We start from the raw sequence: 15,518 nt of genomic DNA, 5'->3' as shown, positions 1-15,518 counted from the left end.
GGGGAGAGGTGAAACGAAGACCGCACCCGGCCGATTCAACCAAAACCCGCTCTAGCGTTCTATTTGTTGCAATCCTTCAGATCCTTGTCGGAGACCGAGAACACGGCGTCGGCCTTGATCTCGACGTCGCGGGCGACACACTGCTTGCCTCCGCTGTAGCCGACCTTGGCGTCGTAGCGGCCCGGCTCGACGCCGGTGATGCGCAGGCGCTCGTCGTGGTCGACTTCCCTGTCCTTGTCGTTGAGCGTCTGGTTGGGACCCCATTCGTTCTTGCCGGCCGGCGACAGCTCGAAGCTCGAGATCGTCGCGCTGGTCAGATTCCAGAGCCGAATGCCCTTGCCCTTGCCTTGGGCGAGCACTGTCGCCGGCAGCACGAGCAACGTAACGCCAACGACAATCAACCCACGCGACATTCAGCCTCTCCCTACCGCTTTCGTCCAAGGATGACGGCGTCTCACATATTTGCAAGGTCCAACTGTGCGAGCTGCCGCTTGATTTCGCCGATCTCGGGCTCGCTGCGCACCGCACGTGGCGCCGCGATGGTTTCGACGTGAAGGATTCGGGCCGGGCGCGCCGACAGGAAGAACAGGCGGTCGCCGAGGCGGACCGCGTCGTCCAGATCGTGGGTGACCAGGAGCGTCATCATCTTCCGGCTGGCCACCAGGGTGGCGACCTGATCGCGCAGCCGTCCGGCGAGCGCATTGTCGAGCGAAGCCAGCGGCTCATCGAGGATCAGGAAATCCGGCTCGATGGCAAAGGCCCGGGCAAGCGCGACGCGGCGGGCGAGGCCGAGCGACAACTCACCGGGAAAATGGTTGCGGTGCGCGCTCAGTTCGAGCACCTCGAACAGCGCCGACAGCGTGCGCTCGTCGACATCAGGCGCGGCCAGCCGGACGTTCTCCTCGACGGTGCGCCAGGGCAACAGCCGCGGCTCCTGAAACACCATGCCAAGACGCATGCCGGGCGAGCGCGTGACACGGCCGTCATAGTTGCTATCGAGTCCGGCGAGTATCCGCAGCAGGGTGCTCTTGCCGCAGCCGGACGGGCCGAACAGCACGCCGACCTCGCCGGCGTTCAAGCTGAAGGTGACGTTGTCGAGCACGTCGTGCCGCTTCCCGGCCGCGCTCTCGAAACTCTTGCCTGTGATATTGACCTCAAGCTGCACGGAGACGCCACCGCGTTAGCCTGGTTTCAAACGGCTGCACCAGCAGGGTCTCGATGACGAGCACGACGCCGGCAAAGCTCAGCGAGTAGGCGAGCAGCAGCGGGATGTCGAACAGCTGGAAAGCGACGCCGATCTCGAACCCGACGCCGTTCGGGCGGCCCAGATATTCGGCGACCAGCACGATCTTCCAGACCAGCGAGAGCCCGGAGCGCGCCGCGGCTGCAATGTAGGGCGCGAGCTGCGGCAGGATCACATGCCTGAACGCGCGGCCGCGTGGAATGGCGAATGCCGTCGCCATCTCGTCGAGCGCCGGGTCGAGTGCACGCGCGCCCTCGCGCAGCGTGACCACGGCGGTCGGCAGCTTGTTGATGGCGATGGCCGTGATGGCCGCAACCTCGGTCAGCCCGGCCCAGATGTAGGCAAGCACGATGACGACCAGCGCCGGCAGGTTGAGCAGCAGGATCAGCCAGGGATCGCCGAGGCGATTGGCGAGCGAGACGCGGCCCATCAGGTAGCCGATCGCCGAACCGATCGCCATCGCAAGGGTGAAGGCGAGCGCGACGCGGGCCAGCGTTGCGCCGAGATTGACGAACAGCGCGCCTGACCGGGCTTCGGTGGCGAGCACCGCAAGCACCGCCGGCGGCGCCGGCAGCTTCGCATCGCCGATCACGAGCGAGGCTATCCACCAGGTCGCGATGAACAGCGCGAAGGACAGGAGACGCAGCACCGCTAGTCTCCCGGGATCGCTTGATAGAAGGTGCCGGGATCGAGCTCGGTCGCCGTCCCGACCAGATCGCGGCCGCCGAGTTGCACCAGCACCCGGTAGACCACGCGGGCATCCGCTTCTTCGTCAGCAATCGGACGGCGCGGGATGCCTTCGCGGTAGCGATCGCGATAGGCATGGAGCGTTGCGGCATCCTGCGCGCCGGTGAGCGGCGCGATCGTGTCCCATTCGGCATCTGAAGTCGCAAGGATATCCTTTGCGGCACGCGTCACGGCGATGAAACGGGCCACCAGATCCTTGTTGGAATTGGCCCAGCCTTCGTCGAACACGTAGCCGATCATCGCGATGCGGCCCTTGCCGCCGAGCTTTTTCAGGACGTCTTCCATGCCGGCGAGACGGCGGAAGCCCTTGGCTTCAAGCGCGGCGCAGAAATTCCAGTAGTTGAGCATCGCGTCCATCTCGCCGTCGAGCGTCTTGGCGGCCAGCAGCGACGGCGCGCCGTAGACGATGGTCGACTGCGACTTCAGGTCGACGCCGTCCTGCTTCGATGCGGCCTGCAGCAACAGCCAGCTCTTGTCGATCGCGCCGCCGGCAATTGCAAGCTTGCGTCCCTTGAGGTCCGCTAGCGTCTTGACCGGGGAGGAGTCCGGCACCATCACGGCGCCCAACGCGCTCGAATAGGGATAGAATTGCAGCTTGGCGCCGAGCGAACGTTCGCGCGACACCCAGGGCCAGTCGGACACCATCACGTCGGCCGTGCCGGAGCGCAGCGCGATCTTGCCGGCCTCGGGGCTGGCGAGCTCGACGACGTCGATCGACAGATTGGCCTTCTTGTCGAGACCATGGGAGCGAATGACGGCCAGTTCCCAGGCCAGCGTTCCGGTCTTCTGCGCTGCAACGCGGATGGTCTCCGCGAAGCACGAGGTGCCGAACTGCATGACCGCCAGGACTGCCGCAGCCAACACCGTGCGTACAGAGATGATCATCGTTTGTTGAGCCACTTCCCCGAATGTTTTCTTTTCTGATCAACATCCATAGCATAGCTTGCGGAAAGAGAAGAGGAAGCAGGACCATGGCAGGAGCCGGCATGCTACGACCGATTGTCGCCATCCTGGCGCTCGCCGGGACGGCCGTCGGCGTGCGGGCCCAGGAGATCAATGACTATCCGACCTCGGCACGGGCGGAATATGTGTTCGGCTGCATGAAGGCCAACGGCGAATCCAGGCAGTCGATCGAGCAATGTTCGTGCTCGATCGACGTGGTCGCCTCGATCATCCCCTATGATCGCTATGTCACCGCCGAGACCGTGCTGAGCATGGCGCAGGTGCGCGGCAATCTGGGCGGCCAGTTCCGCTCGTCCGAGCAGGCAGCGAACGCGCTCAACGATCTCAGGCGCGCCCAGGCCGAAGCCGAAGTCAGGTGCTTTTAGCGTTTGATCGTGCGAACGCGTCAGGGCCCCTCATTCTAGGTCCCGGGATTCTCGACCTTCCATTCGTGCTCGAAGATGTGCCCGTCGGTGTCCTTGGCTTCGGCACGGAAGTGCTTGGCGCCATTCGAGACGTAGGTGAAGCGGATATTGGGGTCCTCGGAAATCGAGATTCCACCCTCCATCGCGAGCACCGGACTATCGTCCTGCCAGATGTGCAGCTCGTTGACGAAGAAGGCCGGGATATACAGCTGCGTGACCTGATCCATCTGCAGGCCTGAATTGTTCGGATGCCCGATCATGATCTGGGCTTCCCGCGTGCTCGTCGCCGGCCCCTGTTCGGACGTTGCGAATTGCCGGTAGCGCATCTGGCCGAGCCGGTTCTTTGCTTCCTCGACGTTCTTGCCGGCCGGCGCCGAGCAGCCGCCGGATGCCTTGACGTAGACCTTGCTCACATAGAGCTTGCCGTCGCTGAGCTCCGCGACGGCGTGGACGCTGGTGTAGTTGTTGACGCGGACGCGGGTCGATATCTCGGTGACGTTGGCGCTCGGCCCCAGCGTGAACTTCGCTGCCATCGGCGCGGGATTCTCATCAATGACGAGCGTGATCGCGACGAGGCGGCGGCTGTCGGTGGGCTGCAGCCTGCTGCGCAGCGTCACCGGAACGATCGCGGCGTCTTCCGCGCGCGTCGGCATCTCGATGCCGATGATATCGTTGCCGTCATTCATCGGGCGGTTGCTGAAGATGTCCTGGACGAGGCCCGGCCAGGGATCATAGGTCTCGGCCGCGCGGGCAGCCGGTGTGCCCAGCGCGATCGTGAGGAGGCTGGCAATGCAAAGCAGGCGGGCCCGATGTCCGGTCATGTTCGCGAGATCCTATGCGAGCGGCGTCATTATAGGACCAACCGCTACTCCCATTCAATTTCCGAGAATGCTGCAGTTGCGTTGCGGGCGTTGTAGTCGTCGAACAATTGCCAGCGCGGTCGCTCGCCGCCCGCGGCATGATCCGCCGCGGCCGTGATCGGCTTGCCGCTTGCGATCAGCGCGCGAATGTCTGCGGCCAGCGTCTCAAGATAACGCCGCTCGCCGGCAAGCGCCGCAGGCCACGCGCTCACGGGTCCGTGACCGGGAACCACGCGTGCGGCGGGGATCGCCGCGATGTCGTCCAGCGCGCGCAGCCAGCCCTTGAGGCTGCCGTCGACCACGGGAATATGCTCGAGAAACACCATATCGCCTGCAAACAGGGTCTTGGTGCGCTCATCGAAGACCGTGAGGTCGTTGTCGCTATGGGCGGGTGGCCATGCCTTCAGGGTGAGGGTCCGTCCGCCGAGGTCGAGCTTCAGCGTGTCGTCGACCAGCACGGTCGGGGGAATGATCCGGACTTCGTCGATCAGCGCGTCGCCCATGGTCCGGCGAAACCCGTCGAGATAGAATTGCCCACGCGCTGCCAGCGCGCGGGGCATGGCCTTGTGGCCGACGAAGCTGGTCCCGTCACCGACGAACGCCGCGTTGCCGAAGCCGTGGTCCGGATGGGCGTGGGTGTTGATCACGTAGCGGATCGGCTTGTCGCTATGGCTGCGGACTGCCGCGAGCAATTGCCGTCCTTCGCGGACGCTGCCGCCGGTGTCGATGACGGCAACGGCGCTGTCGCCGACCACGAATCCCACATTGGCGATGGCGCCTTCGTTCTCGCTGGTCATCAATGCGGTGACCCCGATGTGAACGAAGATTCCGGGAGCGACTTCGCTCACAGGCAATTCCGCCTCTTGCGCCCGCGCTATGGTCGGCGCCCAAAGCATCAGGAGCAGCGCAAGCACCGAACCGCCATGAGTCATGTTTCCGCCTCAGTTTTCCCGGAGCGCGCGATCGATGTTGTTGCGCTCAAGTTTGCGCTGCAACAAGCAACGCGGCGCCGTCGCGATCACTATCATCCCTGTTGCACGTCGTGGCGCACCGGGCAATTGCTGGATATTGGCGACATGTCCGATCAAGAGGAGACCACGTAATGAGAGTTGTTGGACGTCGTCCTGTCCTGCTCGTGCTTGCCGGCTTCATCGTCTGTCTCGCCGGCCGCGACATCGCGCGCGCGCAGGTCAACGAGCAGGGCGAACTCTCCATCGAGCTGGTCGATCCCAGGGTGCTCCGCATCTGCGCCGATCCGCGCAACCTGCCGTTCTCCAACGACAAGGGCGAGGGCTTTGAGAACAAGATCGGCGAGCTGCTGGCCGGGAAGCTGCAAAAGAAGCTCGACTACATGTTCTTTCCGCAGGCGACCGGCTTCGTGCGAATGACGCTCGGTTCGCACCGCTGCGACGTGATCATGGGATTTCCGCAGGGCGATGACCTCGCGCAGGGCACCAATCCCTATTACCGCACGGCCTATGCGATCGTCGCCAAGCCGGGCAGTGGGCTCGATGAGGTTACGACGCTCGAGGATGAGCGGCTGAAGGGCAAGCATATCGGCATCGTCGCGGGAACGCCGCCGGCGACCAACATGGCCATCAACGGTCTGATGAGCAATGCGAAGCCTTATCCGCTGATGATCGATACGCGCTACGATTCTTCGGCCGAGGCGATGATGAACGATCTCGAAAAGGGCGAGATCGATGCCGGCATCCTGTGGGGGCCGATGGCGGGCTTTTATGCCAAGAAGGCGAATCCGCCGCTGCATATCACGCCGCTGGTCAAGGAGACCAGCGGTCCGAAGCTGGTCTATCGGATCGGCATGGGCGTGCGTGGGTCCGACCAGAACTGGAAGCGGCAGCTCAATCGCCTGATCCAGGAGAACCAGCCGGAGATCAACAAGATCCTGCTCGAATACGGCGTGCCGCTGCTCGACGAGAACGACCGTCCGATCGGGCCGGAGACCGCGACCAAGTCGCCATGATCAGGCTCGCGGCCTTGCTTGCGGTGACGGTCGTCGCCGCTTCGCCCGTCCGCGCGCAGGACCAGCCCGCAGAGCCCGAGGGCTATCGTACCGAGGATTATCGCGCACCGGTGCCGGCAACACTTGCCGGCGCACGCGTGCTGACGACGGCGGAAGCGGAAGCGATCTGGCGCGACAAGTCGGGCGCCTTCGTCGACGTGCTGCCGCGCGCGCCGAAGCCAAATCTGCCCGCCGGCACGGTGTGGCGCGAACGGCCCCATTCCGCTATCCCCGGCAGCATCTGGCTGCCCGACACCGGCTACGGCAAGCTCGCCGCATCGACCGAGGATTATCTGCGACGCGGGCTGGCCCGCGCCTCCGGCGACGACAAGGCAAGATTGCTCGTGATCTATTGCCAGGAGAATTGCTGGATGTCGTGGAACGCAGCCAAGCGCACGCTCGCCCACGGCTACCGCAACGTGGCGTGGTATCCGGAGGGAACCGACGGCTGGGGGCGTGCCAATCTGCCGCTGGCAGATGTGGAGCCAGAGCCGCGCGAGGGCGAGCATTGAGCCCGTCCTCACGCGTCATGCCGGTTATTTCTGCTTGTCGAGCTTGTTGATGGTCCTGCCGCCATCGCTGTCTGTGGTGGTGAACGTCACCTTGTCGCCGGCGTGGAAGTCCTCCAGCGACTGTCCCTTGGGCACCTTGTATTCCTGGATCGCGCCGCCGGCCGCGCCCACCGTTCCGCTTTGCGTCTGTTGGAGCGAAATGGTCCCACTCAATCGGTCAATCTTGGTGACTATTCCGGTCATCGGTTGCTGGGCCAAAGCCGCTGAGGTGATCAGGCTCGCAGCAGCGAGGCTGGTCATGACGATCTTGGCTGCTCTCATCGAGGTCTCCCAACTTCAGATATAGTTGGAGTCAACGAGCGGGCAGCGCAGTTTGTTCCGGATAAACCCGGCGCCGGCACCCCGGTGATCGCCCGGGGACGGTCGGTCGCAGGCCTCAATCCAGTTCCTGCTGGATGGTGCGGCCCAGCGCGAACAGGCGCTGATCGATGGTGGTCGGCACCTCGCAGACGAATTTCACCACACGCCCGCGGTCCTCGAAGATCCGGGTCTCCCAGACCAGCTGGTTGCCGAGTTCATCGACCTTGGCCTGGTCCGGCGGGGTGGCGTCCTGCAGCTTTTGCAGCGCGATCGTGTCGTCGCGGATCTTCTCCGCAGCCTCGCGCTGCTTGCGCATCACACGCTCCAGCCCGTTCATGACCGAGGCCCGCTGCCCGTTGAGCGTATCGAACAGGCCTGCAAACAGCAGTTTTCCCGCATTGGCCTTGTCGGCCGCGGCGGCAGACAGGAACTCGGTGATTTCCTTTTGCGCCTCCTCCAGGGGGATGCGGCGCGCCGCGAGCTTGGTCGCCAGCGCGCTGATATTCGGATCGTCCTTCCATTTGGTCTCGGCATCGCCGAGTGGCGGCCCGGCCCAGACCGCGGCGAGCGAGATCTCGGGCACCTTGGCCTGCTGGCAGGGCCAGTCCGGATAACGCGGGTCCGCAGCCGATGCGGCCTGGTTCGACAGAACCGTCGCGAGCAGCGTACCCAGTGCTAACCGCCAGCCTGTCATGCCTCGCCTCCGCCGGGGCCGCGGCGCACCAGGCCGCGCGATGGATCGTAAGCCAGGATCGCGCCGATCATGAACACCACCGTGCAGCCGCCGACCACCGCGAGCGAGACCCAGTTCATCTTGCCGTACAGGGCAAACCGGATCAGCTCCACCGCATGCGTGAACGGATTGCACTGGCAGACATAATACAGCATCGGACTGCCTTCCTGCACGCGCCAGAGCGGATAGAGGGCCGATGATGCAAAGAACATCGGGAAGATCACAAAGTTCATCACGCCGGCGAAGTTTTCGAGCTGCTTGATGCTGGCCGAGATCAGCATGCCCAATGCGCCGAGCATCAGGCCCGACAGCACCAACGCCGGCAGCACCGTGAGGTAGCCGATGGTCGGCGGCGTGATGTCCCAGAACCATGCGATCAGGAGGAAGGCGTAGACCTGAAGCAGCGACACCGCGGTGCCGGCGAGCAGCTTGCAGAACAGCAGATAGCCGCGCGGCAACGGGCTGACGAGCAGCGTGCGCATGTTGCCCATCTCGCGGTCGTAGACCATCGACAGCGAGGATTGCATGCCGTTGAACAGCTGGATCATCGCCATCAGGCCGGGCGCTATATAGACCTCGTAGAGGATGTAGGTCTCATAGGGCGGGATGATCGAGATGCCGAGCACCTGACGAAAGCCGGCCGCAAAGATGAACAGCCAGACCAGCGGCCTGACCAACGCCGAGACGAAGCGCTCGCGCTGGTGCAGGAAGCGCAGCGCCTCGCGCCAGACGATGCCGTTCAGGCAGACGATGTATTCCGACAGCGAGAAGCCGCTGCGCTCGGGCGTGACCGTCGTGCTGCTCATGTGGGCGGTCTTCCGGTGAGGGTTGCCGTGCCGGTCAGGCGCATGAACGCCGTGTTGACGTCCTGCGCGCCGGCATCGGCGATCACGCGCGCCATCGGGCCGTGCGCCAGCATCCGGCCCTGATGCAGCACGACGAGGTCGTCGGCCGGCATGATCTCGTCGAACAAATGCGTCGCCCACAGCACGCCGATGCCCTGTTCGGTGACGAGCTGACGGACATGGTCGAGGATGTCGGCGCGCGCCTTGACGTCGAGCCCGACGGTGGCCTCGTCGAGCAGCAACAGTCGGGGACGGTGCAGCAATGCGCGGGCGATCTCGAGTCGACGCATTTGGCCGCCGGAGAGATCGCGCACCTTGCTGCCGGCGCGGTCGGCAAGGCCGATGCGCGTGAGCACCTCGGCGCTGCGCAGCCGCGCTTCGCGTCGCGAGATGCCGTGCAGCGCGGCGTGATAGAGCAGGTTCTGCGTCAGCGAGAGATCGAGATCGAGTGTGCGCGGCTGGAACACGACGCCCATCAGCCGCAGCGCCTCGCCCGGCGTCCGGCTGATATCGTGGCCGAAGATCTTGATCTGGCCGTTCTGGATGCCGAACAACCGCGTCACCAGCGAGAACAACGTGCTCTTGCCGGCGCCGTTGAGACCCAGCAGGGCGGTGAAGCTCGCCGGCTGAACCGTGAAATTGACGTCGATCAGGGCGCGCCGCGGGCCGTAGCTGTGGCTGACATTGCCGATCGACAATGCGGGCTGCACGGCCGCGACAGGGCCTGCATCCGGCGAAGACTGGCTCGTGATATGGGCGTCGGTTGCGGTCATGGCTGCGCGATCGTGATCCCCCAGGGCAGTTCGCCGACCTGAATGGTCTTGATCACCTTCTGGGCCGCGACGTCGATCACCGAGACGTCGTTCGAGACGCCGTTGGTGACCATCAGATATTTTTCGTCGGGAGTGAAATCCATGTGCCAGACCCGCTGGCCGACCAGGAGATATTTGAGGACCTTGTGGGTCGCGCCATCGACCACCGCGACCCGGTTGGCCGGGCCGAGCGCGACGAACGCGGTCTTGCCGTCCTTGGTCATGCCGATGCCGACGGGCTGGATCGCTTCGTTGCGCAGGCCCGGGATTTCGAAGGTGATCTTGCCGGTCACCTCGCGCTTGACCGGATCGACGATCGACACGGTGCCGCCGATCTCCGAGGAGACCCACAATTCGGAGCCGTCGCGCTTGAACTGGGCGAAGCGCGGCCGCGAATCGACCAGCACATTGGCGACGATCTGGCGCGTCGTGGTGTCGATGAAATGCGCCATGTTGGTGGTTTCGGACGTGTTGATCAGGATCTTGCCGTCCGGACTGATCGTCATGCCCTCTGGCTCGACGCCGACCTGGATGTCGCCGAGCCGGGCGCGCTTCTCCAGATCGATCACGGTGACCGTGTTGTCGTTCTCATTGGCGACATACATGGTCTTGCCGGCGGCATCCTGGGTGAACAATTCGGGGTCGGGGCCGGAGGGCAGGGTGTCGACGATCTCCTGGGTCTTGGTGTCGATCACCTGGATCGTGTCGTCATCGCCGACCGCGACCATCACGAACTTGCCATCGCGCGAGAACTCGATGCCGCGCGGCCGCTGGCCGACCTTGATGGTCTTGGTCACGGCCCAGCTGTTGGTGTCGATCACGGTGACGGTGTTGCCCTTCTCATTGGAGACGTAGGCAACGAAGGCGGACGCCGGTGTCGCGGCAAGCCAAACGAGCATCCCGGTCAACAGACAGCCGCGCCACATGCGTTTCATCTCCCTTACTGCAGCTTGCACTTCGTTTCAGGGCGGTCAACTCCGAGCGTATCGAGTTCGGAGACCTGATGCAGGAAACCTTCCTGCGGCGAGACCGAGACCACCATACGACCATCGGCCAGCAGGATCGGCTGACGGAGTTGCCAATTCCAGTCTCGCAGGGTCAATCGCGTGCCCTTGAAGGCGGCGATCGAGAAATCCTTGCCCTTGAGGAAGGCGATGACCCTCTCTGGGTCGCCCGAATTGGTGCGGGATGTGGCTTCGCCGATCATGCGGGCCGCGGTCCAGGCCTGCATGTCGAGCGCCGTCATCCGCCGCATGTTCAGCTTGACGAAGCGGTTCTGAATCTGGACGGCGCCCCATTGGTCATGCGTTGCGTCCCAACTGGTCGGCACCAGTCCCGCCGAGCCCGCCACCGGCCGCGGGTCCCAGGTCCGGTAAGGCAGATAGTTCGCGAACATCTCGCTCTCGTCGGCGGCGACGAGCACGTCGTAGGCCGGCGCCTGCTGCGTGAACACCGGCATCTGGCGCTGGATCAGCGTCACGCCGCTGTCGGTGCGGCGGGCGCCACCGGTATCCTCGAATGTCCGCTCCTGAACGATCTTGGCGCCGAAGCGCGTGGCGGCGCGGCGCAGCGCGTCGGCGTAAAGCTTGTCCTGATCGTGCGAGCCGACCACCAGCAGCCAGCGCTTCCACTGCTTCCACACCAGGTATTGGCCGAGCGCGTCGGCCAGCATCGAGCGGGTCGGCGCGATATGGATGACATTGGCGCGGCAGTCCTGCTCGCGCAGCCGGTCGTCGGTCGCGCCCGCGTTCAGCAGCACGGTGCCGCGGTCGTGCAGCGCATCGGCGACCTTGAGCAGGGCATCGGCGGACAAATCGGTGATGATAAAGTCGTTGCGGCCGGCGAGATCGGTCGCGACCTTGGCGACATCGTCGCTGTCCTTGACCTTGGCCTCATCGAGCACGAAGCGCTGGTTGAGAAATTTTCCGGTCGTATTGTTGTCCTCGATCGCGAGGCGGGCGCCGGCGATGCCGTCATTGTCGGCCGGCTGCTGAACCAGCGAGAGCGTCGATTTGACGCCGGCATGGCCGAGATAGCCGATATGGATCTCGACGGGATCAGCCGCCAGCGCTCCGGTCGCCATCATGCTGAGCGCGATCGTGCCGATCAGCCATCGGAACATAATTCCTCCCGCAGTCTTTCCTCACTCGGCATGGCATTGTCGAAAGCTTCCGCTTTTCCGGCCATGCGTTGATGTGCAAGATGACGGAATTGGCCTGGCTTGCAACCCCGCTTTTTGTCGTTGCGAGGTTACAAATTCGATTGGGTCACAATCATGAGATCAGGGTTTGCATGAGATCAGCGTTGACCGTCGTCGTATCCTTGCTGGTGATGTCTGTGGCGGCGGCCCGTGCCGAGCCGCCCAAGCTTGCGGTGTTCGACCTCGAGATGATCGACACCAGCCTTCAGGGCGAGGTCGACGGGCCGCGGACCGACGAGCAGGCGCGGCTGCTGCGGACCGGCGATCAGGTCCGCAAGGAGCTCGCAGACTCCGGCAAGTTCCGCGTGCTCGATATCGCGCCCGTCAATGCTGCGGCGCACGGAAGCAATCTTCAGGCCTGCGGCGGATGCGACGTGAAGCTGGCCGGCGAGCTCGGCGCCGACCTTGCGATGACCGGCGTGGTGCAGAAGGTCTCGAACCTCATCCTCAACATCAATCTCTATCTGCGCGACGTGCACACCGGGCAATTGGTGGCCGCCGCGAGCGCCGACATGCGCGGCAATACCGACGAATCCTGGTCGCGCGCCACCGATTACCTCGTACGCAACCGTCTGCTCGCGCCAAACTACGGCGCGCCGCAGGCGCGATAGACTAGGTGCACGAATGTACCTCCGTCATCCTGAGGTGCGAGCCTTGCGGCGCAATTGCGCCGCTGGGCGAGCCTCGAAGGATGCACGGGCACCGGCCGGGCCGTTCATCCTTCGAGACGCGCTACGCGCTCCTCAGGATGACGGGGAGGGATTGCATCACGCCTTCAGCCGTGCGGCGTGCCAGCGCAGGTGATCGGCCATGAAGGTCGAGATGAAGTAGTAGCTGTGGTCGTAGCCCGGCTGACGCCGCAAGGTGAGGGGAATGTCGGCCTTCTCGCAGGCAGCTTTCAGGAGTTCGGGCCGCAGCTGTTCGGTGAGGAAGCCGTCGGCGTCGCCGTAGTCGACCAATAGACCGGAGAAGCGGGCGCCGTCCTCGATCAGTGCCACCGCATCGTGCTTGCGCCACGCCTGCTTGTCGCTGCCGAGATAGCCGCCGAGCGCCTTGTTACCCCACGGCACCTGCGACGGCGCCACGATCGGCGCGAACGCGCTGGCTGCGCGATAGCGATTGGGATAGGTCAGCGCCACCGTGAGCGCGCCATGGCCGCCCATGGAGTGACCGAGGATCGATTGCCGCGACGTGTCGACCGGGAACTGCTCGGCGATCAGCTTCGGCAATTCCTCGGTGACGTAGCTCCACATCCGGTAATTGGTCGCGAACGGCTGCTCGGTTGCGTCAACATAGAAGCCCGCGCCGAGACCAAAATCATATGCATTGGCGGGATCTCCGGGAACGCCTTCGCCGCGCGGGCTGGTGTCGGGTGCGACAAAGATCAGGCCGAGCTCCGCGCAGGCCTGGCGGAATTCACCCTTCTCGGTGACGTTGGCGTGCGTGCAGGTCAGGCCCGACAGATAGGTGACGACAGGCAATTTGGCGCCGGCCGTGTGCTCCGGGACGAACACCGAGAAGGTCATGTCCGTCTTGGTTTCGCGGCTTGGGTGCCGGTAGACGCCTTGCGTGCCGCCATGCGACTTGTTCTGGGAAACCGTCTGCATTGCCATATTCCTTTGTGTTGGAGCGCTGCGTCAGGCGACGCCGCTCTCGATCGCCAGGCGCACCAGTTCGGCCGAAGTGCGCACGCCAAGCTTCTGGCGCATGATCGATGACGTGTTCGCGACCGTCTTGTAAGACGAATGCACCAGCCAGGCGATTTCCGACAGGCTCTTGCCGGAACTGAGCAGGCGCAGGATCTCCATCTCGCGCGAGGTGAGCTTGGACAGTGGATTCTGCGCAAAGCCCGGCCGCGCAAAGGCGACGTTGCGTGCGATCGCGGGCGGCAGATAGACGCCGCCATTGCCGACTTCGCGTACCGCCTCGACCAGGTCATTGGGATCGCCGGTCTTCGAGACGTAGCCTTTGGCGCCGATGTCGATAGCGCGGGCGGCGAATACCGGGTCGTCGTTCATGCTGAACATGATGAGACGCGCGGATGCATCGCGCATCAGGATGCGGCGCGCCAACTCGAAACCGGAGACGGTCGGCAGGTTGATGTCGATCACGCAGAGATCGGGCTTTTCCGCGACGAACGCCAGTTCGCCGCTTTCGGCATCCGCCGCTTCCAGCAAGGTGATCTCGGGGTCGTCGGCGAACACGGTGCGACAACCGGAAGCAACGATGGGATGATCATCAACGATCAGAATGCGCATGGCGTTGTTCCGGCGACTTGCTTCGATTCACTCGTCGTTACATCGGTTTGCACGAAGAACACCTCGGTTCCGACCGGTTGTGCACCTCGCACGAGATTGCGATAGGGTGCGATTAGATAGCCGGGCAAATTTGGCTGTCAACGATCCTCTCGGAGGAGGGATCGCGGTCGGGGGCAACGCCATGTGGCAAAAACTATCCTTGCGCGCACGGATCAACGCGCTGCTGGCGCTGATATTGGCGCTTGGGCTCGGCATCAATATTGCGCGGCTCGTGCTCGAAGCGGGGCCGCGCGTCCAGGCCGAGGACCGCAGTGTCATCCGCTTGGCACGAGAATTTGTTGCGACGATCGTGGCCGGTCTCGACGAAGCGCCCGATCCCGATGCGCGGCTCGATCAGATCGTCCAGGACTTGAGTCGACTGCGTCACGTCAGCATCACGCGGCATGATGACGCGACGGCAATATCCCCCGAGCGCCCGCAGGACGCCAGTGAACCGCGCGCCGCGCCGGAGTGGTTCGTCGCGCTGGTGCATCCCGAGCAGACCTCGGTGCGGGTGCCGGTCTCGGTTCACGGCAAGGCGCAATCGCTCGTCATCACCTCGCATCCTGACGACGAAATCGCCGAGATCTGGGACGGTATCGTCACCCAGCTCGAGGTCGGCTCCGCGATCGCGCTGGCGCTGCTTCTGGTGACCATGCTGGTGGTCGGCCGCGCGCTGGCGCCACTGGAGGCGCTGTCGCAGGCCATGACCGGTATCGAGGCGGGCGACTATGATGTCCGCGTCGAACCGGGCGGATCGCCGGAATTGGCTGCGATCTGTGCCAAACTGAACCATCTGGCGGCGACGCTGGGCGAGGCCGTGGACAGCAAGCGGCAGCTGGCCGAACGCGCGGTGTCACTGCAGGATTCCGAGCGCAAGGAGATTGCGCGCGAACTGCACGATGAGTTCGGGCCCTATCTGTTCGCGCTGCGCGCGCATGCCGGCGCGCTGACCCGGCTGTCGGAGCTCGAAAAGCCCGATCCGTCCGCGCTGCGCAAGCATGGCAACGCCATCCTCGAGCAGGTCAACGCGCTCCAGCAGTTCACCCGCCGCATCCTGGAGCGATTGCGGCCGGTCGGATTGGCCGAGCTCGGGCTCGTGGAAGCGCTCGGCGCGCTGGTGCGGCTCTGGAGTGAGTCGCATCCCGAAGTGGAGATCGAGAGCCGCATATCGGCTGATCTCGGCGATACCGGCGAGATGGCCGATCTGACGATCTATCGCATCGTCCAGGAAGCGCTCACCAACGTGTTCCGCCACGCTGGCGCGACGGCAGTCGATATCACGATCGAGCCCGCGGAACGGCAGGCCGGCCTGCGAGGCAACCGCCGCTGCGCGCTGGTGCGGGTTCGCGACAATGGCCGCGGCCTGCTCAGGGATCACCGGCTTGGCCGCGGTTTGACCGGCATGCAGGAGCGAATCCTTGCGCTCGGCGGCACGCTGAAGATCAATTCCACCGATGATGGCGTCACGGTCGAGGCGCTGGTGCCGAAGGCCGCGGGGTCCTAGAGCGTGATGAGA

The 15,518-nt window shown here is 64.4% G+C and carries 19 protein-coding genes; 5 read left to right on the top strand and 14 right to left on the bottom strand.

The genetic code is table 11. From position 1 onward, the window contains the following. Positions 1-59: 59 nt before the first annotated feature. From H8A92_RS35000 to H8A92_RS34985, 4 genes are read right to left on the bottom strand one after another with little or no spacing between them, the layout of a single operon-like run. Entirely contained in the window at positions 60-413 is a 354-nt protein-coding gene (locus tag H8A92_RS35000) for a hypothetical protein (protein ID WP_229199891.1), read from the bottom strand. A gap of 41 nt (positions 414-454) precedes the next feature. Continuing rightward, a complete protein-coding gene (locus H8A92_RS34995) occupies positions 455-1,165 on the bottom strand; it encodes an ABC transporter ATP-binding protein (RefSeq protein ID WP_229199890.1) in 711 nt (236 codons plus the stop codon). Beyond that, positions 1,155-1,892, bottom strand: coding sequence for an ABC transporter permease (locus H8A92_RS34990; RefSeq protein ID WP_229199889.1), 738 nt, complete (start codon positions 1,890-1,892; stop codon positions 1,155-1,157). Before H8A92_RS34990 ends, H8A92_RS34995 begins: the two co-directional genes overlap by 11 nt. Before the next feature lie 2 nt (positions 1,893-1,894). Next, positions 1,895-2,827 (bottom strand): ABC transporter substrate-binding protein, encoded by a 933-nt coding sequence (locus tag H8A92_RS34985; RefSeq protein ID WP_229199893.1) that lies wholly within the window; start codon positions 2,825-2,827, stop codon positions 1,895-1,897. A gap of 149 nt (positions 2,828-2,976) precedes the next feature. Between H8A92_RS34985 and H8A92_RS34980 the strand changes: the two genes are divergently transcribed. Beyond that, complete coding sequence (locus H8A92_RS34980) at positions 2,977-3,318, top strand: hypothetical protein (protein ID WP_420831412.1); 342 nt, start codon at positions 2,977-2,979, stop codon at positions 3,316-3,318. 35 nt (positions 3,319-3,353) lie between these two features. On the opposite strand, the gene H8A92_RS34975 is transcribed toward H8A92_RS34980, so the two are convergent. Both H8A92_RS34975 and H8A92_RS34970 read right to left on the bottom strand, forming a co-directional pair. Next, positions 3,354-4,178 (bottom strand): quinoprotein dehydrogenase-associated SoxYZ-like carrier, encoded by an 825-nt coding sequence (locus H8A92_RS34975; protein WP_229199887.1) that lies wholly within the window; start codon positions 4,176-4,178, stop codon positions 3,354-3,356. A 44-nt stretch (positions 4,179-4,222) separates the two neighbouring features. Continuing rightward, positions 4,223-5,149, bottom strand: coding sequence for a quinoprotein relay system zinc metallohydrolase 2 (locus H8A92_RS34970; RefSeq protein WP_229199886.1), 927 nt, complete (start codon positions 5,147-5,149; stop codon positions 4,223-4,225). Positions 5,150-5,319: 170 nt separating this feature from the next. On the opposite strand from H8A92_RS34970, the gene H8A92_RS34965 reads away from it, so the two are divergent. Next, a complete protein-coding gene (locus H8A92_RS34965; protein ID WP_229199885.1) occupies positions 5,320-6,201 on the top strand; it encodes a substrate-binding domain-containing protein in 882 nt (293 codons plus the stop codon). Continuing rightward, positions 6,198-6,752 carry a PQQ-dependent catabolism-associated CXXCW motif protein gene (locus H8A92_RS34960; RefSeq protein ID WP_229199884.1) on the top strand — a complete coding sequence of 185 codons (555 nt, stop codon included), beginning with the start codon at positions 6,198-6,200 and terminating at the stop codon, positions 6,750-6,752. The genes H8A92_RS34965 and H8A92_RS34960 overlap by 4 nt, the downstream gene beginning before the upstream one ends. 24 nt (positions 6,753-6,776) lie before the next feature. Here H8A92_RS34960 and H8A92_RS34955 read toward each other — a convergent pair whose 3' ends face one another. From H8A92_RS34955 to H8A92_RS34930, 6 genes are all read right to left on the bottom strand, one after another. Further along, the gene (locus tag H8A92_RS34955; RefSeq protein WP_229181276.1) at positions 6,777-7,073 is read right to left on the bottom strand and encodes a copper-binding protein; all 297 of its coding nucleotides are present in this window, start codon (positions 7,071-7,073) and stop codon (positions 6,777-6,779) included. 115 nt (positions 7,074-7,188) lie between these two features. Further along, positions 7,189-7,806 (bottom strand): hypothetical protein, encoded by a 618-nt coding sequence (locus H8A92_RS34950; protein ID WP_229199883.1) that lies wholly within the window; start codon positions 7,804-7,806, stop codon positions 7,189-7,191. Then, on the bottom strand, positions 7,803-8,651 hold the full coding sequence (locus H8A92_RS34945; RefSeq protein WP_076859024.1) for an ABC transporter permease: 849 nt from the start codon (positions 8,649-8,651) through the stop codon (positions 7,803-7,805). The genes H8A92_RS34950 and H8A92_RS34945 overlap by 4 nt, the downstream gene beginning before the upstream one ends. Continuing rightward, positions 8,648-9,463, bottom strand: coding sequence for an ABC transporter ATP-binding protein (locus tag H8A92_RS34940; protein ID WP_229199882.1), 816 nt, complete (start codon positions 9,461-9,463; stop codon positions 8,648-8,650). Before H8A92_RS34940 ends, H8A92_RS34945 begins: the two co-directional genes overlap by 4 nt. Further along, a complete protein-coding gene (locus tag H8A92_RS34935; protein WP_229199881.1) occupies positions 9,460-10,437 on the bottom strand; it encodes a YVTN family beta-propeller repeat protein in 978 nt (325 codons plus the stop codon). Before H8A92_RS34935 ends, H8A92_RS34940 begins: the two co-directional genes overlap by 4 nt. Positions 10,438-10,442: 5 nt before the next feature. After that, on the bottom strand, positions 10,443-11,624 hold the full coding sequence (locus H8A92_RS34930) for an ABC transporter substrate-binding protein (protein ID WP_229199880.1): 1,182 nt from the start codon (positions 11,622-11,624) through the stop codon (positions 10,443-10,445). A gap of 209 nt (positions 11,625-11,833) precedes the next feature. Here H8A92_RS34930 and H8A92_RS34925 point away from each other — a divergent pair, with 209 nt between their 5' ends. Further along, complete coding sequence (locus tag H8A92_RS34925; RefSeq protein WP_229199892.1) at positions 11,834-12,313, top strand: DUF3280 domain-containing protein; 480 nt, start codon at positions 11,834-11,836, stop codon at positions 12,311-12,313. A 156-nt stretch (positions 12,314-12,469) separates the two neighbouring features. Here the strand turns inward: H8A92_RS34925 and fghA are convergent, their stop codons facing one another. Both fghA and H8A92_RS34915 read right to left on the bottom strand, forming a co-directional pair. Further along, complete coding sequence (gene fghA, locus H8A92_RS34920) at positions 12,470-13,315, bottom strand: S-formylglutathione hydrolase (RefSeq protein ID WP_229199879.1); 846 nt, start codon at positions 13,313-13,315, stop codon at positions 12,470-12,472. 24 nt (positions 13,316-13,339) lie between these two features. Next, the gene (locus H8A92_RS34915) at positions 13,340-13,960 is read right to left on the bottom strand and encodes a response regulator transcription factor (protein ID WP_163157676.1); all 621 of its coding nucleotides are present in this window, start codon (positions 13,958-13,960) and stop codon (positions 13,340-13,342) included. A 181-nt stretch (positions 13,961-14,141) separates the two neighbouring features. On the opposite strand from H8A92_RS34915, the gene H8A92_RS34910 reads away from it, so the two are divergent. Next, the gene (locus H8A92_RS34910; RefSeq protein WP_229199878.1) at positions 14,142-15,506 is read left to right on the top strand and encodes a histidine kinase; all 1,365 of its coding nucleotides are present in this window, start codon (positions 14,142-14,144) and stop codon (positions 15,504-15,506) included. The last annotated feature ends 12 nt before the right edge of the window (positions 15,507-15,518 follow it).

Origin of the sequence: Bradyrhizobium acaciae (genome assembly GCF_020889785.1) — a bacterium.
In the GTDB taxonomy this organism is placed as follows: domain Bacteria; phylum Pseudomonadota; class Alphaproteobacteria; order Rhizobiales; family Xanthobacteraceae; genus Bradyrhizobium; species Bradyrhizobium acaciae.
This window is presented reverse-complemented; position numbering and strand designations above follow the sequence as displayed.

What these genes read in the sequence shown, in the direction of transcription:
- H8A92_RS35000 (WP_229199891.1), bottom strand. Translation starts at nt 413, where the DNA reads ATGTCGCGTGGGTTGATTGTCGTTGGCGTTACGTTGCTCGTGCTGCCG.
- H8A92_RS34985 (WP_229199893.1), bottom strand. Translation starts at nt 2,827, where the DNA reads ATGCAGTTCGGCACCTCGTGCTTCGCGGAGACCATCCGCGTTGCAGCG.
- H8A92_RS34980 (WP_420831412.1), top strand. Translation starts at nt 2,977, where the DNA reads ATGCTACGACCGATTGTCGCCATCCTGGCGCTCGCCGGGACGGCCGTC.
- H8A92_RS34975 (WP_229199887.1), bottom strand. Translation starts at nt 4,178, where the DNA reads ATGACCGGACATCGGGCCCGCCTGCTTTGCATTGCCAGCCTCCTCACG.
- H8A92_RS34970 (WP_229199886.1), bottom strand. Translation starts at nt 5,149, where the DNA reads ATGACTCATGGCGGTTCGGTGCTTGCGCTGCTCCTGATGCTTTGGGCG.
- H8A92_RS34965 (WP_229199885.1), top strand. Translation starts at nt 5,320, where the DNA reads ATGAGAGTTGTTGGACGTCGTCCTGTCCTGCTCGTGCTTGCCGGCTTC.
- H8A92_RS34960 (WP_229199884.1), top strand. Translation starts at nt 6,198, where the DNA reads ATGATCAGGCTCGCGGCCTTGCTTGCGGTGACGGTCGTCGCCGCTTCG.
- H8A92_RS34955 (WP_229181276.1), bottom strand. Translation starts at nt 7,073, where the DNA reads ATGAGAGCAGCCAAGATCGTCATGACCAGCCTCGCTGCTGCGAGCCTG.
- H8A92_RS34950 (WP_229199883.1), bottom strand. Translation starts at nt 7,806, where the DNA reads ATGACAGGCTGGCGGTTAGCACTGGGTACGCTGCTCGCGACGGTTCTG.
- H8A92_RS34945 (WP_076859024.1), bottom strand. Translation starts at nt 8,651, where the DNA reads ATGAGCAGCACGACGGTCACGCCCGAGCGCAGCGGCTTCTCGCTGTCG.
- H8A92_RS34940 (WP_229199882.1), bottom strand. Translation starts at nt 9,463, where the DNA reads ATGACCGCAACCGACGCCCATATCACGAGCCAGTCTTCGCCGGATGCA.
- H8A92_RS34935 (WP_229199881.1), bottom strand. Translation starts at nt 10,437, where the DNA reads ATGAAACGCATGTGGCGCGGCTGTCTGTTGACCGGGATGCTCGTTTGG.
- H8A92_RS34930 (WP_229199880.1), bottom strand. Translation starts at nt 11,624, where the DNA reads ATGTTCCGATGGCTGATCGGCACGATCGCGCTCAGCATGATGGCGACC.
- H8A92_RS34925 (WP_229199892.1), top strand. Translation starts at nt 11,834, where the DNA reads ATGTCTGTGGCGGCGGCCCGTGCCGAGCCGCCCAAGCTTGCGGTGTTC.
- fghA (WP_229199879.1), bottom strand. Translation starts at nt 13,315, where the DNA reads ATGGCAATGCAGACGGTTTCCCAGAACAAGTCGCATGGCGGCACGCAA.
- H8A92_RS34915 (WP_163157676.1), bottom strand. Translation starts at nt 13,960, where the DNA reads ATGCGCATTCTGATCGTTGATGATCATCCCATCGTTGCTTCCGGTTGT.
- H8A92_RS34910 (WP_229199878.1), top strand. Translation starts at nt 14,142, where the DNA reads ATGTGGCAAAAACTATCCTTGCGCGCACGGATCAACGCGCTGCTGGCG.